Origin of the sequence: Thauera sp. K11, from assembly GCF_002354895.1 — a bacterium.
In the GTDB taxonomy this organism is placed as follows: domain Bacteria; phylum Pseudomonadota; class Gammaproteobacteria; order Burkholderiales; family Rhodocyclaceae; genus Thauera; species Thauera sinica.
Map to the genome: position 1 here is coordinate 2,963,689 of NZ_CP023439.1, position 15,967 is coordinate 2,979,655.

The 15,967-nt window shown below is 67.4% G+C and carries 17 protein-coding genes; 12 read left to right on the forward strand and 5 right to left on the reverse strand.

Features of this window, described 5'->3' with window-relative positions; all coding sequences use genetic code 11:
* Positions 1-50: 50 nt before the first annotated feature.
* The 11 genes from CCZ27_RS12790 to CCZ27_RS12840 all read left to right on the forward strand — a co-directional run bounded on the left by CCZ27_RS12790 (position 51) and on the right by CCZ27_RS12840 (position 11,399).
* Entirely contained in the window at positions 51-1,388 is a 1,338-nt protein-coding gene (locus CCZ27_RS12790) for an LLM class flavin-dependent oxidoreductase (RefSeq protein WP_096448717.1), read from the forward strand.
* A gap of 55 nt (positions 1,389-1,443) precedes the next feature.
* Positions 1,444-2,790, forward strand: coding sequence for an NtaA/DmoA family FMN-dependent monooxygenase (locus CCZ27_RS12795; RefSeq protein WP_096448719.1), 1,347 nt, complete (start codon positions 1,444-1,446; stop codon positions 2,788-2,790).
* A 43-nt stretch (positions 2,791-2,833) separates the two neighbouring features.
* Entirely contained in the window at positions 2,834-4,972 is a 2,139-nt protein-coding gene (locus CCZ27_RS12800; protein ID WP_096448721.1) for a TonB-dependent receptor family protein, read from the forward strand.
* Between the two features lie 10 nt (positions 4,973-4,982).
* The gene (locus CCZ27_RS12805; protein WP_096448723.1) at positions 4,983-6,317 is read left to right on the forward strand and encodes an LLM class flavin-dependent oxidoreductase; all 1,335 of its coding nucleotides are present in this window, start codon (positions 4,983-4,985) and stop codon (positions 6,315-6,317) included.
* A 24-nt stretch (positions 6,318-6,341) separates the two neighbouring features.
* Entirely contained in the window at positions 6,342-7,397 is a 1,056-nt protein-coding gene (locus tag CCZ27_RS12810) for a PhnD/SsuA/transferrin family substrate-binding protein (RefSeq protein WP_096448725.1), read from the forward strand.
* On the forward strand, positions 7,394-8,032 hold the full coding sequence (locus tag CCZ27_RS12815) for an energy transducer TonB (RefSeq protein WP_096448727.1): 639 nt from the start codon (positions 7,394-7,396) through the stop codon (positions 8,030-8,032). The genes CCZ27_RS12810 and CCZ27_RS12815 overlap by 4 nt, the downstream gene beginning before the upstream one ends.
* Positions 8,033-8,055: 23 nt before the next feature.
* Complete coding sequence (locus CCZ27_RS12820) at positions 8,056-8,865, forward strand: MotA/TolQ/ExbB proton channel family protein (protein ID WP_096448730.1); 810 nt, start codon at positions 8,056-8,058, stop codon at positions 8,863-8,865.
* A 3-nt stretch (positions 8,866-8,868) separates the two neighbouring features.
* Positions 8,869-9,291, forward strand: coding sequence for an ExbD/TolR family protein (locus tag CCZ27_RS12825; protein ID WP_096445567.1), 423 nt, complete (start codon positions 8,869-8,871; stop codon positions 9,289-9,291).
* A gap of 15 nt (positions 9,292-9,306) precedes the next feature.
* On the forward strand, positions 9,307-9,735 hold the full coding sequence (locus tag CCZ27_RS12830; RefSeq protein WP_096448732.1) for an ExbD/TolR family protein: 429 nt from the start codon (positions 9,307-9,309) through the stop codon (positions 9,733-9,735).
* Positions 9,736-9,932: 197 nt separating this feature from the next.
* The gene (locus tag CCZ27_RS12835) at positions 9,933-10,742 is read left to right on the forward strand and encodes a class II aldolase/adducin family protein (protein WP_096448734.1); all 810 of its coding nucleotides are present in this window, start codon (positions 9,933-9,935) and stop codon (positions 10,740-10,742) included.
* An 87-nt stretch (positions 10,743-10,829) separates the two neighbouring features.
* A complete protein-coding gene (locus CCZ27_RS12840) occupies positions 10,830-11,399 on the forward strand; it encodes a cysteine dioxygenase family protein (protein ID WP_096448736.1) in 570 nt (189 codons plus the stop codon).
* 63 nt (positions 11,400-11,462) lie between these two features.
* Here CCZ27_RS12840 and CCZ27_RS12845 read toward each other — a convergent pair whose 3' ends face one another.
* The gene (locus CCZ27_RS12845) at positions 11,463-12,872 is read right to left on the reverse strand and encodes an MBL fold metallo-hydrolase RNA specificity domain-containing protein (protein ID WP_096448738.1); all 1,410 of its coding nucleotides are present in this window, start codon (positions 12,870-12,872) and stop codon (positions 11,463-11,465) included.
* Positions 12,873-13,000: 128 nt separating this feature from the next.
* On the opposite strand from CCZ27_RS12845, the gene CCZ27_RS12850 reads away from it, so the two are divergent.
* Positions 13,001-13,444: a universal stress protein gene (locus CCZ27_RS12850; RefSeq protein WP_096448740.1), complete on the forward strand. Its 444-nt coding sequence runs from the start codon at positions 13,001-13,003 to the stop codon at positions 13,442-13,444.
* A gap of 66 nt (positions 13,445-13,510) precedes the next feature.
* Here the strand turns inward: CCZ27_RS12850 and CCZ27_RS12855 are convergent, their stop codons facing one another.
* From CCZ27_RS12855 to ccoG, 4 genes are read right to left on the reverse strand one after another with little or no spacing between them, the layout of a single operon-like run.
* Complete coding sequence (locus tag CCZ27_RS12855) at positions 13,511-13,756, reverse strand: hypothetical protein (protein ID WP_096448742.1); 246 nt, start codon at positions 13,754-13,756, stop codon at positions 13,511-13,513.
* A 33-nt stretch (positions 13,757-13,789) separates the two neighbouring features.
* On the reverse strand, positions 13,790-13,936 hold the full coding sequence (locus CCZ27_RS12860) for a DUF3149 domain-containing protein (RefSeq protein ID WP_096448744.1): 147 nt from the start codon (positions 13,934-13,936) through the stop codon (positions 13,790-13,792).
* 28 nt (positions 13,937-13,964) lie between these two features.
* Positions 13,965-14,477, reverse strand: coding sequence for a FixH family protein (locus CCZ27_RS12865; protein ID WP_096448746.1), 513 nt, complete (start codon positions 14,475-14,477; stop codon positions 13,965-13,967).
* Between the two features lie 3 nt (positions 14,478-14,480).
* The gene (ccoG, locus tag CCZ27_RS12870; RefSeq protein ID WP_096448748.1) at positions 14,481-15,908 is read right to left on the reverse strand and encodes a cytochrome c oxidase accessory protein CcoG; all 1,428 of its coding nucleotides are present in this window, start codon (positions 15,906-15,908) and stop codon (positions 14,481-14,483) included.
* Between the last annotated feature and the right edge of the window lie 59 nt (positions 15,909-15,967).

Here is a 15,967-nt window from a genome sequence, read left to right on the forward strand (position 1 = left end):
GCTCGAGCACATCGCCACCTTCGGTCCAACCACTTCGCCGGACCCACACCATGACAGCATCCAGGCAGATCAAATTCGGTTTCCTCCTCGCCGGCTGCGGCCAGGGCTATGACGACTGGCGCCATCCGGACGCGGTGGCCGACGGCAGCATCAACATCGCGCACTACAGGCATCTGGCGCGGGTGGCCGAGGCCGGCAAGTTCGATTTCCTGTTCGTCGCCGACAGCCTGTTCGTCACCGAACGTTCCAGTCCGCACTACCTCAACCGCTTCGAGCCGCTCACCATCCTGTCGGCGCTGGCCGGCGCGACCACGCACATCGGCCTGGTCGGCACCGCCACCAGCAGCTATACCGAGCCCTACACGGTGGCCCGCCAGTTCGCGTCGCTGGACCACATCAGCGGCGGCCGCGCCGGCTGGAACGTGGTGACTTCGTGGCTGTCCGGCACCGCCGCCAACTACGGCAAGGCGGAACACCTGCAGCACGACGAGCGCTACCGGCGGGCGGCCGAGCACCTGAACGTGGTGCAGGGGCTGTGGGATTCCTACGAGGACGACGCCTTCCCGCGCGACCGCGAGGCCGGCGTCTTCCTCGACCCGGCGAAGCAGCACGCGCTCAACCACAAGGGCGAATTCTTCTCGGTGCGCGGCCCGCTCAACATCGGTCGCTCGCCGCAGGGCCGGCCGGTCATCTTCCAGGCCGGCGCATCGGCGGAAGGCCGCGACTTCGCCGCCCGCCATGCCGAGGCGCTGTTCGTCGAAGCCGGATCGCTGGAAGCCACCGCCGCCTATGCCGAGGACATCCAGCGCCGCGCCGCCGCCTTCGGCCGCGCGCCCGGCAGCGTGGGCCTGTACCCGGGCCTGCGCACCGTCGTCGCGCCGACCCGGGAAGAAGCGCAGCGCAAGTATCGAGAGGCGGTGGGGCTGCTGCGCATCGACGAGGCGCTCAAGCAGCTCGGCGTGCCGTTCGACAACTACGACTTTTCGCAGCATCCGCTGGACGAGCCGTTTCCCGAGCTCGGGCCGGCCGCCTATGGCAGCAGCCGCAGCACCGCCGAACGCATCACCCGCTTCGCCCGCGACAACCGGCTGACGCTGCGCGAAACCGCGCTGCGCGCGGCCGGCCCGCGCGAGGAATTCATCGGCGATCCGGTACAGGTGGCCGACGCCATCCAGCGCTGGTTCGACAGCGGCGCCATCGCCGGCTTCAACTTCGTCGAGGCGCTGCCGCGCCAGATCGATGCCTTCGTCGAACTGGTGATTCCCATCCTGCAGCAGCGCGGCATCTACAAGCGGGAGTACGGCGCCGGCACGCTGCGCGGCCATCTCGGCCTCGCGGTGCCGGAGAACCGCTACACCGCGGCCCGCCGCGGCGGCGCGGCGGCCTGACCGGGCCGCTGTCCGGAACCCGCGCCGGCGCCGCCATCCACCACGAGGAAATGCCATGAGCCAAGCCCATCGCCAGATCAAACTCGGACTGCTGTTCAACTCGCCGGGCAGCGACCGGCCCGAATCGGCCGCCGCCGCCGACGGCCGGCCGGCGCACAGCCTGCTCGGCTATTACGCCGACATCGCGCGCAGGCTGGAACAGGCGCGCTTCGATTTCCTGATGGTGGCCGACACCGTGTCCACCGAATCGGCGCACCAGCAGGCGCCGCGCCCGGAGCCGGTCACGCTGTTTTCGGCGCTGGCCGGCATCACCCGCCACATCGGCCTGGTGCCGACCGTGTCCACCACCTTCACCGAGCCGTTCAACCTGGCCCGGCAACTGCAGTCGCTCGACCAGTTGAGCGACGGCCGCGCCGCGTGGAACGTGGTCACCTCCAGCAACGGCGAGCGCAATTTCGGCGATGCGCCGATACCGGACCACGGCGAACGCTACCGGCGCGCGGCGGAACACGTCGAGGTGGTGCGCAAGCTGTGGGATTCGTGGGAAGACGACGCCATCGTCAACGACCATGGCCGCCACATCGCGGTGCGGGCGGACAAGGTGCACCGCATCGACCATCGCGGTCGCTACTACGCGGTGGAAGGGCCGCTCAACGTGGCGCGTTCGCGCCAGGGCCATCCGGTGCTGTTCCAGGCCGGCTCGTCGGAAGACGGCAAGGCCTTCGCCGCGCCCTTCGCCGAAGGCATCTACACCGCACAGCAGACGCTGGCGGGCGCGCAGGCCTTCTATGCCGACCTGAAGGGGCGCGTGCGCGCGCACGGGCGCGACCCGGAGCACATCAAGATCCTGCCCGGCCTGTGCACCGTCATCGCCGATACCGAAGAGAGCGCCCGCCGGCTCGACGACGAACAGTGGAACGACATCCCGCCGCACGTGCTGCGGGCGCTGGAACAGCAGCTCGGCGGCATAGACCTGTCGGATCTCGACCCGGACCAGCCGGTGCCGGCGGAGCGCCTGCCCGCACTGTTCGCGGTGCAGGGCCGGCAGAGCCGCTACGGCATCTTCCGCGACTTCGCGCTGAGCGAGCGCTGGAGCGTGCGCCGGCTGCTGCGGCTGCAGGCGTCGTCGGCCGGCCACGGCCGCATCGTCGGCACGCCGGAACAGATCGCCGACCACCTGCAGGAATGGTTCCTCAACGGCGCGGCCGACGGCTACATCCTCATGCCCAGCCAGGGCCCGGGCGGCATCGAAATCTTCGCCGGCGAGGTGGTACCCATCCTGCAGCGGCGCGGCCTGTTCCGGCGCGACTACGAAGCCGACACCCTGCGCGGGAACCTCGGCCTGCCGGTACCGGGCAGCCGGTTCGGCCAGCCGCCCGCGCACGCCGCCCGCGCCGGATGACGCGACCTTCCATTTCCCACAGATGACACAGAAGAGAGTCCGCATGAGAAAACATCCACGACGAAAGCATAACGGCCGGAACCGCCTTGCCGCACCCTCGACCATCGGGACCGCCATCCTGCTGCTGACCGCGACCCAGGCCTGGCCGCAGCAGGACGGCGGCGAGGCGACCCAGTCGCTCGACACCGTGGTCATACAGCGGCAGCGCCTGACCACCGTGGAAACGATCAGGGAAAAGCTGAAGGACATCCCGGGCGGCGCCAGCGTGATTTCCGGCGAGGACACCGAACGCGGCCGCGCCGCGCCGCAGGACATCTTCGCCTACCAGCCGGGCGTGTTCGTGCAGAACGCCGGCGGCAACGACGGCATCCATATCTCCATACGCGGCTCGGGCATCATGTCCAACCTCGGCAACATGCCGCTGGGGGTGAAATACCTGGTGGACGGCCTGCCGCTGACCGGCCCGGCCGGCGCCTCCTACGAGCTGTTCGAACCGCTGGGCCTGGCCTACACCGAAGTGCTGCGCGGCGCCAACGCCTTCGACTACGGCGCGCTGTCGCTGGGCGGCGCGGTCAATTTCGTCAGCCATACCGGCTATACCGCGCCGAGACTGCGCCTGCATCTGGAAGGCGGCAGCTTCGGCTATCACAAGGCACAGGTGGCCACCGGCGGCGTGGCGGGCGACGCGGACTACTACTTCAACGCCACCGATTCGCGCCGCGAAGGCTTCCAGGACCTGACGTTCAAGCGTTCCACCGGCTTCAGTTCCAACCTCGGCTACCGCATCAGCCCGGACGTGGAAACGCGCTTCTACCTGCGCTACCGCGAGGAGTACCACCAGGCCTCCGGCGCGCTCACGCTGAGCCAGTTGCGCACCGACCCGGAACAGACCAGCGCGGCGGTGCGCACCAACCGCAACCACGTCGACAAGTACGGTTCGGTGCAGCTCGGCAACCGCACCAACTGGCGGATAGACGACGCGTCCAGCCTGGAATTCGGCTTCGGCTACTACAAGCTGCCACAGCGCCTGAACGGCTACAGCGCCACGCCGAGCACGTCCGACTATCGCGACACCAGCCTGACGCTGCGCTATGTCCACAACGGCGAACTGTTCGGCCTGCCCAGCGTGGGCACTGCCGGCTGGTTCTACACCCGGCAGACCACCGGGCGCACCGACACCTACCGGCGCAACGCCGACGACTCGCTGACGCGCGTCAAGTACAGCAGCTACAAAGGCTCCTTCGACAACGTGCTGGCGCTGGGCAACACGCTGAGCCTGACGCCCGATGTGAAGCTGCTGACCGGCCTGTCGGCCATCCAGGTCAAGCGCGACATATCCATCGAATACAGCGCGCTGCCGATCAATGCCGGCTATTCCGGCGACCACGTGTTCGACAAATGGAGTCTGGCGCCGCGTTTCGGCCTGAGCTGGCAGGCTACGCCGGCGCTGCAGCTGTTCGGCAACGTCAGCCGCTCGATCAATCCCGGAGCGACCTGGCAGTACTCGCCATCGACCTTCAGCAGCGCCATCAATTTCGTCAAGCCGCTGGTCAACCAGAAAGCCAACACCTTCGAACTGGGCCTGCGCGCCAACAACAGCCGCTTCGACGCCAGCCTGGCGGTATACCGCTCGTGGGTGAGGGACGAACTGCTGAACGTGGACATCGCGCCGGGCGCGGCCATCCCGCTCATCACCGCCTTCAATGGCAGCCCGACCATACACCAGGGCGTGGAAGCCGGCCTGACCGCCACGCTGTGGGAAGACGCCGGCAGCCGGATCGCGCTGCGTCAGGCCTACACCTTCAACGACTTCCATTTCCGCAATGACAGCGCGTTCGGCGACAACCAGTTGCCGGGCGTGCCACGCCACTACTACCAGGCCGAACTGCGCTACGACGGCGCCGCCGGCTTCTCGGCCGGAGTCAACGTCACCGCCGCGTCCAGCTACTACGTCGACTACGCCAATTCCTTCAAGTCGGATGGCTACGCGGTGTTCGGCGCCCGCCTCGGCTACACGCCGGCCGACCGCCGCTGGCTGCTGTTCGTCGACCTGATAAATCTCGGCGACAAGGCCTACGCGTCGGGCGGCACCACGGTGTACAACGCCCGGGGCAGGGATCAGGCGGTGTTCTATCCGGGCGACGGCCGGGCGGTGGTGGCAGGCGCGCACTACACCTTCTGAGCGAAACACCATGACCCGACAACTGAAACTCGGCGCCTTCCTGTTCACTCCCGGCAACCATGCGGGAGGCTGGCGCCACCCGGCCGCGATACCCGAAACCGACATGGATTTCGCGCTGTACGCGAAGCTGGCGCAGACCGCGGAGCGCGGCAAGCTCGATGCGGTGTTCTTCCAGGACACCGCCGCCATCGCCGACGACACGCTGGCCGACGGCGGGCGCAACGGCTATGCGCGCGTGAGCTGGCTCGAGCCGGTGACGCTGATCGCCGCACTGGCGGCGGTCACCCGCGACATCGGCCTCATATCCACCGCCACCACCAGCTACAACGAGCCCTACCACGTCGCACGCAAGTTCGCCTCGATAGACCACATCAGCGGCGGCCGGGCGGGCTGGAATCTGGTGACCTCGCAGATCGAGAACGAATCCGGAAACTTCGGCCGCGACCAGCACCTGGAACACGCGGCCCGCTACGAGCGGGCGGGCGAGTTCTACGACGTGGTGCGCGGCCTGTGGGACGGCTGGGAGGACGGCGCGCTGCTGCGCGACAAGGACAGCGCCATCTACTTCGACACCGCCAAGGTGCACCGGCTCGATCACCGGGGCAGGCACTTCCGCGTGCGCGGACCGCTCAACGTCGCACGCTCGCCGCAGGGCCGGCCGGTGGTGTCGCAGGCCGGCTCATCGCCGGCCGGGCGCGACCTGGCCGCCCGCTCGGCCGATCTGGTGTTCACCGCGGCGGTCACGCTGGACGAAGCGCGCGAATTCTATGCCGACGTGAAGACGCGGACGGCTGCCCACGGGCGCAATCCGGATCACATCAAGATACTGCCCGGCCTGCTGCCCATCGTCGGCCGCAGCGAAGCGGAAGCGCACGAGAAATACCAGCAGTTGCTGGATCTGCTGCCCGCCGATCTGGGCAGCAAGCCGATCAACCGCCTGGCCGGCGAACTCGATCTGTCCAAGTATCCGCTGGACGGGCCGCTGCCCGACCTGCCGCCGAACAACTCGGCGCTCGGGCGCCAGAAGCTGCTGGTCGACCTGGCCCGCCGCGACAATCTCACCATCCGCCAGCTCGCCAAGCATTTCGCCTGCGCCGGCGGACACCGTTTCATCTACGGCACGCCGGCACGCATCGCCGACGAGATGCAGCACTGGCTCGACAACGACGGCGCCGACGGTTTCAACCTGATGTTTCCGCACTTTCCGGCGCCGCTGGAGGAATTCGTCGATCTGGTGGTGCCGGAGCTGCAGCGCCGCGGCATCTTCCGCACGGCCTACGAGGGCCGGACCTTGCGCGAGAACCTAGGCATTCCCCGCCCGGCAAGCCCGCATGCGGCGCGATAGGCGCGCAACCGGAGCACCGTCGCCATGCGTCTTCTGAAGCCGTTCATCCTCCTGCTGTCCGTGGCGCTGCTGGGCGGATGCCGGCCCGCCGACGAAGCGGCGCCGACCGCGGCGCGCGCCGACGGAATCGATCTTTCGCGGGTCGTTCTGCGCGTCGGCGCACCCAACAAGATCGGCAACCGCCCCTATCTGGAAGCGGCCGGGCTGCTCGACGACGTGCCGTACCGGATCGAGTGGTCGGAGTTCTCGGCCACGCCGGCGCTGATAGACGCGCTGCGCTCGGGCAACGTCGATGTCGGCGGCAACGGCGGCCAGACCGGCGTCATCTTCGAGGCGGCCAACGGCAGGAGCGGCAACATCAAGGTCGTCGCGGCCGGCCGCTCGACCAGCGGCGTCCCGTCGGGCGCGGCCATCCTCGTGCGCAAGGACTCGCCCTACCATTCGCTCGCCGATCTGCGCGGCGCCCGGCTGTCGGTGATGAAGGGCACCGGAACCCTGTACCTGCTCGGCCTGGCGCTGAAGGACATCGACATGTCCCTACAGGACGTCCAGCTGCTGAATCTGGGCAACGATGCGGCGCTGGCATCGCTGGTGGCCGGGCACATCGATGCCTGGGGCATCTGGGACCCGCAGGCGACCGTCCTGGAGGCGCGCCCCGATCTGCGCTCGCTGGGCTGGATCGGACGCAAGGACGCGTCCTACGCGATTCAGCTCGCCTCCAGCGCGGCATTGAACGATCCCGGCAAGCGGGCCGCCATCGCCGACTTCCTGGGGCGGCTCGCGCATGCGACGGTCTGGGTGGGCGAGCACCCCGAAAGCTGGGCGAGCGCGGCCAGCCGGCTGACGCGCATCGACGAACCGGCGATGCTGAAGATCGCACGGCGGACCCGCTTCGAATATGGCCTCACGGCCGGGCAGCGGGCCGAACTGAGCGCGGCCTTCGAACAGGAGGCCGGCTTCTGGCAGGGCACCGGCGCAATGGGCAGGATAGACGTCGGCGCGCTGTTCGATCATCAATTCAACGACGTCATGCTGGCGGGAAGCCGTTCCGGCCGCCTCGCCGCATCCGCACAGCCATGAACTACGCACTCGCCCAACGGGACCCGCGCCGGCACCTGCCCGGCATCGCCTTCGTCGTCCTGTTCCACGTCCTGCTCGCCTACGCGCTCGCCAACGGCCTGGCCCGCGAGGTGGTCAAGGTCTTCAAGGAGCCGCTGGACGTGCGCCTGATCGAGGAGGTCAAGCCGGTCCCTCCGCCGCCGCCTCCACCGCCCGAGCCGGTGAAGAAGATCGTCGCCCGGCCGCGGCCGGCGCCGCCCCCGCCGGCCTACGTGCCGCCGCCCGAGGTGAAGGTCCAGGCCCCGGCCGAACCCGCCCCGACCATCTCCGTCGTCCAGGCCGAACCGCCCCCGCCCGAACCGGCGGCACCGCCCGAACCGGTCGCCGCCCCCATCGGCGTCACCTGCCCCAACCACGTCAGCATCCGCAGCTCGGTGCCCTATCCGCCCCAGGCCCTGCGCCTGGGCAAGGACGGCCAGGTGGTGGTCGAGTTCGTCGTCGGCGCCGAAGGCGGCATCGGCAGCGTGCGGATCGTGAAATCCACCGACGCCGTCTTCAACAAGGTCGCCACCGATGCCGTCGCCCGCCTGAAGTGCGTGGGCCAGGGACGTCCGGTGCGCGTCACCGTCCCCTTCCAGTTCGCGCTGGACAACTGAACCCTTCCTCCGGAGAGCACATCATGAACATCACCATCCCGTCGCGGCTGCGCCGCCTCGCCCTCGCCGCGCTGGCGGCCCTGGCCGCGCTGCCGTCCGCCTTCGCCCAGGCCAGTTCCCAGGCCGGCGGCGAAACCGTCACCAACCCCTACGGCCTCGACGCCCTGTGGGCGCAGGGCGACTTCGTCGCCAAGGGCACCCTGGTCATCCTCGTCATCATGTCCGCCGCCAGTTGGTACGTCATCGTCACCAAGCTCTACGAGCAGCACAAGCTGCGCCGCCACGCCACGGAAGCCAAGCAGAACTTCTGGACCGCCGGCGGCGTGCAGCAGGCCACCGACACCCTGAACCCGCGCGGCGCCTTCCACTTCATCGCCCAGTCCGGCCTGGAGGCCAGGGAGCACCACACCGGCCTGCTCGAGCACATCGACCTCAACACCTGGGTCGGCCAGTCCATCCAGCGCGCCATCGAGAACGTGCAGACCCGCCTGCAGGACGGGCTGGCGCTGCTGGCCACGGTCGGCTCCACCGCCCCCTTCATCGGCCTCTTCGGCACCGTGTGGGGCATCTACCATGCCCTCACCGCCATCGGCATCGCCGGCCAGGCTTCCATCGACAAGGTCGCCGGCCCGGTGGGCGAGGCGCTCATCATGACCGCCATCGGCCTGGCCGTCGCCGTCCCCGCGGTGCTCGGCTACAACTGGCTGGTCCGCCGCAACAAGGCCGCGCTCGACGAAGTGCGCGCCTTCGGCGTCGATCTGCACGCGGTGCTGCTCGGCGGCGGCAACGCCCGCACCGCCGCGGCCAAGCTCGTTTCCGTGGCGCGGAGCTGATCCATGGGCATCAACGTCGGACAGGCCGAGGAGGACGAAGGCGTCATCTCGGCCATCAACACCACGCCGCTGGTCGATGTGATGCTGGTGCTACTCATCATCTTCCTCATCACCATCCCCGTGGCCACCCACACGGTGCCGGTGGCCCTGCCCAAGGAGATCAACCAGCCGCGCCAGACCAAGCCGGAGAACATCAACCTCGCCGTCACCCGCGACGGCAAGGTGTTCTGGAACCAGGAGGCCCTCGCGCAGGACGCGCTGGTCGAGCGCCTGAAGACCGTCGCCGTCGCCCAGCCCCAGCCCGAGGTGCAGATCCGCGGCGACGGCGGCGCGCCTTACGAGCATGTCGGCCGCGTGGTGCTCGCCTGCCAGCGCGCCGGCATCCAGAAGATCGGCTTCATCACCGAACCGCCGCCGCGCGGCTGAACCCAGGAGAGCCCCATGGCCATGAACGTCGGCAGCCCGTCCGCCTCGGGCGATCCCGAGGTGATGATCGACATCAACACCACCCCGCTCATCGACGTGATGCTGGTGCTGCTCATCATGCTCATCGTCACCATCCCCATCCAGTTGCACTCGGTCGAACTCAACCTGCCGCAGGGCAATCCCCCGCCGCCGCTGGTCGAACCCGAGGTGGTCCGCATCCACATCGAGGCCGACGGCGCCATCCTGTGGAACGGCGAGACCGTCGCCGGCCTCGCCGCGCTCGAACCGCGTCTGGCCGCGGCCGCCGCGCAGGCCGTGCAGCCCGAGTTGCACGTGCGGCCCGACCGCGCCGTGCAGTACGACACCGTCGCCGCCGTCATGGCCGCGATACAGCGCAACCAGCTCACCAAGATCGGGCTCGTCGGCGCCGAACAGTTCCTGTAGCGAACGGCATCCGCACATATCTATATCAACATTATTCATAAAAAGAATGTTATTGGAGAATTAACATGCACAGAATGCCATTTCGGCATGTCCAACCGCCATCCGTTTCGCAAGGAGTCGCACCCCATGACAGCGCCCAGACAAACCCAGTCCGGCCACGGCCAGCACCGTACCGTCCTTTCCCGGAGCGATGCCGAATGAATGCGCCGAAGCTATCGGCCAAGAGCCGGGTCAGCGCCGAGGAATGGCAGCGGCGCGTGGAACTGGCCGCGCTGTACCGGCTGGCCGCACTCTACGGCTGGGACGACTTTCTCTACACCCACATATCGGCCCGCATTCCGGGCCCGGAACATCATTTCCTGCTCAATCCGATGGGCCTGTGGTTCGAGGAGGTCACCGCCTCCAGCCTGGTCAAGATCGACCTCGACGGCAACATCCTCGACGAGGGCGAGTACGGCATCAACTACGCCGGCTTCGTGATCCATTCGGCGATCCACGCGGCGCGCGAGGATGCGCAGTTCATCGCCCACTTCCACAGCGACGACGGCATGGCGCTGTCCTCGCAGAAGGACGGCCTGCTGCCGCTGAACCAGCGCGCGCTGGCCATCGTTCCGCGGCTGGCCTATCACGATTACGAAGGCATCGCCCTCAATCTCGACGAACGTGAACGGCTGGTGGCCGACCTCGGCGACAAGAACCTGCTGCTGCTGCGCAATCACGGCACGCTGGCACTGGGCCGCACCGTGGGCGAGGCCTGGACGCGTATCTACGGACTGGAAAAGGCCGCCACCGCGCAGATCCGCGCACTGAGCGCCGGACGCGACGGCGTGCTGATCGCGCCCGAAGCGGCGCAGGAAGAAGTACGCCGGCAAACCGCCCCCGGCGCGCCCCGGCCCGGCGGCGGCGATGGCGACGATGGCGACGAGCAGCGCCGCAAGACGGACCGCCTGAACTGGGAGGCGATCCGCCGCAAGGTCGAGCGGCACAGTCCGGGCTACGAGCAGTGAGGAAACCGGAATGAAGGGACATCGTTCGACACCTGCCATGCGCCGCGAGACGCGCGTCCGGCCCGGAACCCGCCACTGGAGGCGCGCATGAGCCGCAAACTGCTTGAATTCGTGCAGGACATCACCCGCCTGCTCGCCGGCGAATCGGACGAAGCGCGCATCCTGGCGCGCGGCCGCGAACGGCTGGCCGGGCTGGTCGCGGTCGACGACTGGCTGCCGGACGCCTTCGCGCAGCCGCATCCGCAGTACTACCAGCAGTACCTGCTGTACGCCGATCCGCTGGACCGCTTTTCCATCGTCAGCTTCGTCTGGGGACCGGGCCAGCGCACGCCGGTGCACGATCACCTGACCTGGGGGCTGGTCGGCTGTCTGCGCGGGCGCGAGCGCGAAACCGCGTACGAGCGGCAGGCCGACGGCAGCTTCCGGGCGACCGACACCCGCCTGCTGCTGCCCGGCCAGACCGCAGCGGTGTCGCCATCCATCGGCGACGTGCACCAGGTGGCCAACGACCTGGCCGACCAGCCATCGGTCAGCATCCATGTCTATGGCCTGAACATCGGGCGCGTGCAGCGCCATGTGTTCGATCCGGACAGCGGCGCCGCGAAATCCTTCGTTTCCGGCTACGCCAGCAGCGTCGTGCCCAATCTGTGGGCCTGAGAGGCGCATCCGCCCCGGCAGGAGGGCACGGATCGGTGCCGCGCCGTCCCTGGCCTGCGCGGCTCAGCGGAATTCGTACGCCCTGCCCGGCTCCGGAATGACCGGTGCCGGCCAGTCGAGAGCGGACTGTATGGCGTTGGAGAATGCGGTGGCCGCCGCCATTTCGCCATGCACGATGAAAACCCTGTGCGGCGGCAGGCGCAGATGGCGCAGCCATGCGAGCAGCGCCGGCTGATCGGCATGGGCCGACAAGCCGCCTATCGTATGTACGCGCGCACGGACCGGGATGCGTTCGCCGAAAAGCGTGACATGGCGGGCCCCATCGACCAGCCGCCGGCCGAGCGTGCCGGCCGCCTGGAAGCCGACGATGACGACCGCACACTCGCGGCGATCCAGGTTGTAGCGCAGGTGGTGCTTGATGCGGCCGGCTTCGCACATGCCCGATGCCGACACGATCACCAGACCGCCGCGGCAATCGTTCAACGCGATCGACTCCTCCACATCCTCGACGAAGCGCACGCTGAAGCGGTCGGTGTTGTGCTGGACCCAGCGGTAGAGTTCGCGCGTTTCGGCATCCCACAACTCTTCGTGCTTCACCGTCAGCGCCGTCACCGCCGACGCCATCGGCGAATCGACCACGACCCGCAGCCTGTCGATGCGCCCTGTGCGCACGAGGTCCGCCAGCACGAACAGCAACTCCTGCGTGCGCCCCACCGCGAAGGCCGGAATGATGACGTTGCCGCCGTCGCGCGTGAGCGTCTGTTGCAGCGCGCGCGTCAGCTCGTCCATGGTCTGCGCCATCGGTCGGTGCGCGCGGTCGCCATAGGTCGATTCGATGCACAGGATGTCGGCATGGTCGACGATCTCCGGATCGCGCAGCACGGGCCGCAGCGGCTGGCCGAGATCGCCGCTGAAGACGATCCGGCGCACGGCGCCGCGCGCCGCCACGTCGACCTCGATGAAGGACGAACCGAGGATGTGCCCGGCGTCGCGGAAGCGGCAGCGGATCCCCTTGTACGGCTCGAAGCCCTGCTCGTAGTCGATCGCGCGCAGGTGCGAAAGGCTGAGCCGCGCCTGCTCCACCGTGTACAGCGGAGCCACGTCCCAGCCGCGCCTGGCGTGCCGCGCGCGATCGTGGCGGTTGGCCCACTCCGCCTCCTTCTCCTGGATGTGGGCGGAATCGAGCAGCATCACGCCGAGCAGGTCCACCGTCGCCCGCGTCGCATAGATCGGCCCTTTGTAACCGAGCGCCACGAGCCGCGGCAGCAGGCCGGAATGGTCGAGATGTGCATGCGTCAGCAACACGAAGTCGATCGCGTGCAGGTCGAAATCCAGCGCGCGCACGTTGCGGAGCGCGGCGTTGCGCCCGCCCTGGAACAGCCCGCAATCGACCAGGAAACAACCGGCCTCGTGCCTGACGAGGGTGCACGACCCCGTCACTTCGCCTGCGGCCCCGTAGAAGTTCAGCTCCATTCCGTCGCCTCCCTGCGCGTGTGTCGTTGGCCGCCTCAAGCGGTATTCGTTTGACGGCCGTCAAACCGCCCATCCCGCCTTGGCTGGCTATAATGAGTCGTCGATCACACTAGCAAGGGAGCCCCGCGATGTTCAAACATTTCCTCGTGCCGACGGACGGTTCCGCGCTGTCGGAGGGCACGGTCGCACGTGCGGTGTCGTTCGCGAAGGAAGCTGGCGCACGCGTCACCTTCTTCTATGCGCAGCCCGATTTCCCGATGCCGATCTATGGTGAAGGCGCGCTGATCGACCCGACGACGCCGGAACAATTCGCCAAGGCGTCCGCCGCGGAAGCCGAGCAGATCCTGCAGCGCGCAAAGAGCGTGGCAGACGCCGAAGGCGTGTCGGCGGACACCGACACGGTGGTCAACGAGGTGCCTTACGAGGCCATCATCGATGCGGCCGACCGCCATGGCTGCGACCTGATCTTCATGGCGTCGCATGGACGGCGCGGCATCGCCGGGCTGCTGCTTGGCAGCGAGACGCAGAAGGTGCTGACACACAGCAAGACGCCGGTCCTGGTCTACCGCTGATCGCCGACGCCACAGGCGTGGCGTGCGCATCCGAACGAACGGCCCGCCTCGGCGGGCCGTTCTTTTTCAGTGCGGATGGCTGGGCCGATTGAGTTCCTGCGCCGGACGTTGCAGGAAGATGGTCGTCAGGCTGGATGCAGCGCACACCAGCCAGAAACCGAGAAAGCCGATCGAATACGTCGTCAGCGGGCTGTAGTACACCGGCTGGCCGAACAGATACAGCTCCTGCGGATCGATCACGGTAAAGAAGATGGCCTCCGCCAGCGCTGCGACAAGGAAGGACGGCCACAACACCAGAATCCACTTGCGCATCTCGTCTTCCTCCTTTGCCGTGACCGGTTCGACCTAATGGCCCAGTTTCGCGTTACGTTCGTCTTCGGCGATATGGCGTTTTGCGAAGCGATAGATATACGCTGCCATCACGATGACGAAACCGATGGTGAATAGGCTGAGCAGCCCGATATCGGTACTGAAGAGTTCTTTCAGGGCCATGGTACACCTCCTTTACAGGGTCGACGGGTCAAGAAACGGATGGGTCCATCCGGATTTCCGTCTCTGTCGGGAGGTATGCGGTCCCGTTCATGCGCCAACTGCGGGACTCGTCTTCTAACTGGAACAACCAGCGGCCGGCGCCGAGGGCGGTCATCCCGCCCTCGAACACCCCGTTGGCACCGCTCAGGGTCAGCACCTGGTCGAGGCCCGCGCGCGTCGGATGCGAGACCGTCACGATCAGCTTGTCCGGCAGACTGGCGGCATCGCGCGCGGCGAGTTCGATCCGCAGTGCATCGCTCCGGATCTTCACCCGCGCCGAAAGCCCGAGTTCCCGCGCCCGTTCCGTGCGGCCGATGGTCTGTACGATGGCACGCCCTTCCTTGTAGTAATCATCGACCACCAGGCCATCCCACGTCCTGATCGCGATCACCAGGGTGATGAGGCCGGCGATGACCGCAATGGCGGGCAGTGCAATCAGGAACCAGGGCCATCCCTGGCGGTACCAGCGGACGTTGTTTCGATCGGTCAATGTCGTACTCATCCATCAGCGTGGGAACAGGAACGTGGTCTTCTCATGCACCGTCAGGGACGGATCATCCCCGGCCTTCACATCGAAGGCGATCTCGTTGGCCCCCGGCTTGCCGGAGTCGTAGGGAACGAGAACCCTCAGCGTGACGGCTTCGGTGGCGGCCGGGCCGACCTTCACCTCGCTCTCCCCATCGATCTTCGCACCCTCCAGGCCCGATACGGCGAGGCTGAAGGCACGCGCGGTTTCGGTCATGTTCATGACCTGCAGCCGGTAGACGTTCTCGATCATGCCGTCCTCCACCTCGCGGGCGAGCGAGGCGCGGTCACGGATCACGTCCACCCGCAGCGTTTCGCGCGTGGCCAGCCCCCACACGAAGCCGATGCACACCAGTGCCAGAACGGCACCATACAGCAGCGTGCGCGGACGCAGCACATGGGCGACGATGTCCTTCGTGCCCCAATGCTGCCTGAGCGCATTCTCGGTGGAATAGCGGATCAGCCCGCGCGGGTAGTTCATCTTGTCCATGACTTCGTCACAGGCGTCGATACAGGCCGCACAGCCGATGCATTCGTACTGCAGACCCTTGCGGATGTCGATCCCCGTCGGGCATACCTGGACGCAGATGCCGCAATCGATGCAATCGCCCTTGCCCACGCTCCTCGGATCGAGCCCCTTCTTGCGGGTGCCGCGCGGTTCGCCGCGTTCCTCGTCATAGGTGATGACCAGCGTGTCGGCGTCGAACATCACGCTCTGGAAGCGGGCGTAGGGACACATGTACTTGCACACTTGCTCGCGCATGACGCCGGCGAACAGATAGGTGAAGCTGCCATAGAAGAGGATCCAGAACAGCTCCCAGGGGCCGAAGCCGAAGTTCGTCACCGAATGCAGCAGTTCCTTGAGCGGCGAGAAGTAGGCGACGAAGGTGAAGCCCGTCCACAGCGAGAGCAGCGCCCACGCGCCGTACTTGGCACTGCGGAGGGCCAGCTTGCGGCCGCTCATCGGCGCCTGCTCGAGCTTCTGGCGCTTGTTGTGGTCGCCTTCGATCTTCTGCTCGATCCACATGAAGATCTCGGTGTAGACCGTCTGCGGACAGGCGTAGCCGCACCACAGCCGCCCGGCCACCGCAGTGAAGAAAAACAGCGCATAGGCGGAGATGATGAGCAGGATCGCGAGGAAGAAGACATCCTGCGGCCAGAAAACCCAGCCGAAGATGTAGAACTTGCGTTCGGTCAGATGAAACAGAACGGCCTGCCGGTCGTTCCAGGTCAACCAGGGCAGGCCGTAAAAGACGAGCTGCGTGAGCCACACCAAGGCCCAGCGCCACTTGGCGAAGATACCGGTGACCGCCCGCACGTAGAGCTTGCGGCGCGGCGCATAAAGGACTTCTTCTTGCTCGGCCGCGGCATCCCGCCCGGCAGCCGGCTTGGGGGAAGCGTCTCTCATGATCGTTTTATTAGTGGATACTAATTTTATTTCAGCGAGATGCCCCGGAGGAAATCCTC